General features: G+C 68.3%; 3 protein-coding genes. 1 reads left to right on the top strand and 2 read right to left on the bottom strand.

Translation table 11 applies throughout. The features are described from left to right. Positions 1 to 144 precede the first annotated feature (144 nt). Positions 145 to 387 (bottom strand): VF530 family DNA-binding protein, encoded by a 243-nt coding sequence (locus tag DK254_RS06435; RefSeq protein ID WP_109933127.1) that lies wholly within the window; start codon positions 385 to 387, stop codon positions 145 to 147. A 231-nt stretch (positions 388 to 618) separates the two neighbouring features. Here DK254_RS06435 and DK254_RS06440 point away from each other — a divergent pair, with 231 nt between their 5' ends. Next, positions 619 to 1,809 carry a sugar transporter gene (locus DK254_RS06440; protein WP_109933128.1) on the top strand — a complete coding sequence of 397 codons (1,191 nt, stop codon included), beginning with the start codon at positions 619 to 621 and terminating at the stop codon, positions 1,807 to 1,809. Positions 1,810 to 1,860: 51 nt separating this feature from the next. Here the strand turns inward: DK254_RS06440 and putP are convergent, their stop codons facing one another. After that, the gene (gene putP, locus DK254_RS06445) at positions 1,861 to 3,378 is read right to left on the bottom strand and encodes a sodium/proline symporter PutP (RefSeq protein ID WP_109933129.1); all 1,518 of its coding nucleotides are present in this window, start codon (positions 3,376 to 3,378) and stop codon (positions 1,861 to 1,863) included. Positions 3,379 to 4,005: the final 627 nt, after the last annotated feature.

Genomic DNA, 4,005 nt, shown 5'->3' on the forward strand with positions numbered 1-4,005 from the left:
GTCCGCGATAGCCGGCCATCCCGGCGCGATTCGCGGATGAGATCCGCTCCTACGCTGCCCCACCCACGCCATTCCCATGTAGGAGCGCGCCCTGCGCGCGATTTCGCGGGCAGGGCCCGCTCCCACAGGTTGCCGGGGTATCGGTCACGCCGGACCATCCGCTCGACCCTTCCCGCGCACCATCTGCACGTAGAGCTTCTCCACCTGCTCCCGCGCCCAGGGCGTGCGGCGCAGGAAGGTCAGGCTGGACTTGATGCTGGGCTCGCTCTTGAAGCAGCGGATGTCGATGCGCTTGGCCAATCCCTCCCAGCCGTACTGCTCCAGCAGGCGTTCGAGGATGGCCTGCAGGGTGATGCCGTGCAGCGGGTCCTTGGGTGTTTCGCTCATGGTCGGACTTCGTCGATGCGGGAAATGCGCGCACCTTAGCAGCAAGCCGCCAGGCGCGCAGCTCAGGCGCAGACAGGCGCCCGGCGCGCGGCGTAGAATGGCCGCCGCGACCGCCGCATCCCCCATACCTACAACGACTCCTCTTCGCTCGCCCGCACCCGGCCCCTCGACGCCGGGGCATCGCGCGTGGCCGGGGGTTCGGCCTGAGCCCCACCCCCACTCAGGATTCCCATGCACAACCGGCAAGACACCCGCACCGGCAGTTGGCTGAACGTCATCGCCCTGGCCATCGCCGCCTTCATCTTCAACACCACCGAGTTCGTCCCGGTGGGCCTGCTCAGCGACATCGGCCGCAGCTTCGACATGCGCCCCGAGCAGGCCGGGCTGATGCTCACCCTGTACGCCTGGGTGGTGTCGCTCACCTCGCTACCGCTGATGCTGGCCACGCGCAACATGGAGCGGCGGCGCCTGCTGGTGGCGATCTTCTGCCTGTTCATCGGCAGCCACCTGCTCTCCGGCGTCGCCTGGAGCTTCACCACGCTGATGCTCAGCCGCTTCGGCATCGCCTTCGCCCACGCGGTGTTCTGGTCGATCACCGCCTCCCTGGCGGTGCGCGTGGCGCCGCCCGGCCAGCAGGCGAAAGCCCTGGGCCTGCTGGCCACCGGGACCATCCTGGCGATGGTCCTGGGCATCCCCCTGGGCCGCGTGCTGGGCGAGGCCATGGGCTGGCGCGCGACCTTCCTGGCCATCGCCGGCGTCTCGCTGCTGGTGGTGCTCTGGCTGGCCCGCGCGCTGCCGCTGCTGCCCAGCCAGAACTCCGGCTCGCTGCGCAGCCTGCCGTTGCTGCTGCGGCGCCCGGCGCTGGTGTCGTTGTACGTGCTCACCGTGCTGGTGATCACCGCGCAGTTCACCGCCTACAGCTACATCGAGCCCTTCGCCCGCGAGGTGGCCGCGCTGGACAGCCAGCGCACCACCCTGCTGCTCCTGCTGTTCGGCGGCGCCGGGCTGTTCGGCTCGATCCTCTTCAGCCGCTACAGCGAGCGCTTCCCGCGGGCCTTCCCGTGCATCGCCATCGCGGTGCTGGGCAGTTGCCTGCTGCTGCTCCTGCCGCTGGCCCGCGAGCCCCTGGCGCTGCTCGGCCTGAGCCTGTTCTGGGGCGCCGCCATCCTCTGCTTCGGCCTGGCCCTGCAGGCCAAGGTGCTGATGCTGGCCCACGACGCCACCGACGTGGCCATGGCCATGTTCTCCGGGCTGTACAACGTCGGCATCGGCGGCGGCGCGCTGCTGGGCAGCCGGGTGGTCGGCGGCATCGGCCTGGCGCAGATCGGCAACGTCGGCGGCGCCGTGGCCATGGCGGGCCTGGCGCTGTGCCTGTTCGCCTGCTGGCGCTATGCCGAGGCGCTACGCGGCGGGCACCCATGAAAAAGGCCGCGGCCCCTTGCGGGACCGCGGCCTTGGGTACAGCTCAGCGGATCAGCGGCCGGTGGCAGGGGCCGAGGCCGGCAGGTGGGCCTCGCCGTACTCCGCTTCGGCTTCGTCGAAGCGCTGCTGCATGGCCCTGGACGGGGCCGGGCCGAGCAGGCTGAAGGCCACGATGGCGATGCTGGAGAACAGGAAGCCGGGGATGATCTCGTACAGGCCGAGCCAGCCGAACTGCTTCCAGACGATCACGGTGACCGCGCCGACCAGCATGCCGGCCAGGGCGCCGTTGCGGTTCATGCGCTTCCACAGCACCGAGAACAGCACCAGCGGGCCGAAGGCGGCGCCGAAGCCGGCCCAGGCGTAGGACACCAGGCCCAGCACGCGGTTTTCCGGGTTGGCCGCCAGGGCGATGGCGATCAGCGCCACCAGCAGCACCATGGCGCGGCCGACCCAGACCAGCTCGAGCTGGCTGGCGTTCTTGCGCAGGAAGGCCTTGTAGAAGTCCTCGGTCAGCGCCGAGGAGCACACCAGCAGCTGGCAGCTCAGGGTGCTCATCACCGCGGCGAGGATGGCCGACAGCAGCACGCCGGCGATCCACGGGTTGAAGAGGATCTTCGCCAGCTCGATGAACACCCGCTCATGGTTCTCGGTGACCGCGCCGGCCTGTTCCGGGTTGGCCTGGAAGTAGGCGATGCCGAAGAAGCCCACGGCCACGGCGCCGCCCAGGCAGAGGATCATCCAGGTCATGGAGATGCGGCGCGCGGCCGGGATCGACTTCACCGAGTCGGCGGCCATGAAGCGCGCCAGGATGTGCGGCTGGCCGAAATAGCCCAGGCCCCAGGCCATCAGCGAGATCACGCCGATGAAGGAGGCGCCCTTGAGCATGTCGAAGTTGGCCGCGTCCTTCAGCTCGATGGCGGCGAAGGTCGGCTCCACGCCGCCGGTGGCGAAGAGCACGATGATCGGGGTGAGGATCAGCGCGAAGATCATCAGCGAGGCCTGCACGGTGTCGGTCCAGCTCACCGCCAGGAAGCCGCCGACGAAGGTGTAGGCGATGGTCGCGGCGGCGCCGGCCCACAGGGCGGTCTCGTAGGACATGCCGAAGGTGCTTTCGAACAGGCGGGCGCCGGCGACGATGCCCGAGGCGCAGTAGATGGTGAAGAACACCAGGATCACCACCGCCGAGAGCACGCGCAGGATGCGGCTGTTGTCCTCGAAGCGGTTGGTGAAGTAGTCGGGGAGCGTCAGGGCGTTGCCGTTGTGCTCGGTGTGCACGCGCAGGCGGCCGGCGACGAACAGCCAGTTCAGGTAGGCGCCGACGATCAGGCCGATGGCGATCCAGCTTTCGGAGATGCCGGAGAGGTAGATCGCCCCCGGCAGGCCCATCAGCAACCAGCCGCTCATGTCCGAGGCGCCGGCCGAAAGGGCCGTGACGAAGCTGCCGAGGCTGCGGCCGCCGAGGATGTAGTCGGAGAAGTTGTTGGTGGAACGGTAGGCGGCGAGTCCGATCAGGACCATGGCCGCGATGTAGATCACGAACGTGACCAGTGTTGGCGTGTTGACGCTCATGGGGGCTCCCCTAACGCTTGTTTTTATCCAGGCCCGGTGGGTAACCCGGGCCCTTGCTCGTCGGGGCTGGCGCTGTTGGCGCCGGTCCCCCTGCCGTGCCGTTCGGCACGACGGGGTGGCAGCGGTCTTGCGCAAGCGCCGCTGCCACCCCTGTCGCCATCCGTCGCGGTTGCACCACGCGGGCGGCTGATTCTTCGGCGCCCCCTCACCAGTCCCGGGGCGGCCTTCGCCACATTGCCCGGCGCACGTCCGGGGACGCGCGCGGGCGGCGGATTCTAGCGCAAGGAAAAGCCCTTGTTGCACCGAATCGCCGAACGGTTGCACTCAGGTGCAACCCGCACAAGCGAATGGCGGAATCTAGTGGCACCCTGCCCCGGCATTCTTGCGAAAAGCTCTGGACTTCTTGCGAAAAACTCCACGGCACGCTGCCGATGAACCTGGCTTGAGCCTTGCCGCTAGCACTTTCGGGTCTGAAAGAACTTGATTTTCAAACCCCAGAGAATGTTATGTTATAACAAACTATTTTAAAGCCGCCCCACCGAGCGGCCCGCCAAGCCCCGACCTTGAGCCTTCGCACAACCCGAACCGGCACGGGAGGGGCGCGTTCTGCCCGCAAAAAACCAAGGA

The sequence above is a fragment of the Pseudomonas sp. RW407 genome, from assembly GCF_003176655.1.
GTDB classification, from domain to species: Bacteria; Pseudomonadota; Gammaproteobacteria; order Pseudomonadales; family Pseudomonadaceae; genus Pseudomonas; species Pseudomonas delhiensis.

Coding starts and splice junctions, on each gene's coding strand:
- DK254_RS06435 (WP_109933127.1), bottom strand. CDS start 387: ATGAGCGAAACACCCAAGGACCCGCTGCACGGCATCACCCTGCAGGCC.
- DK254_RS06440 (WP_109933128.1), top strand. CDS start 619: ATGCACAACCGGCAAGACACCCGCACCGGCAGTTGGCTGAACGTCATC.
- putP (WP_109933129.1), bottom strand. CDS start 3,378: ATGAGCGTCAACACGCCAACACTGGTCACGTTCGTGATCTACATCGCG.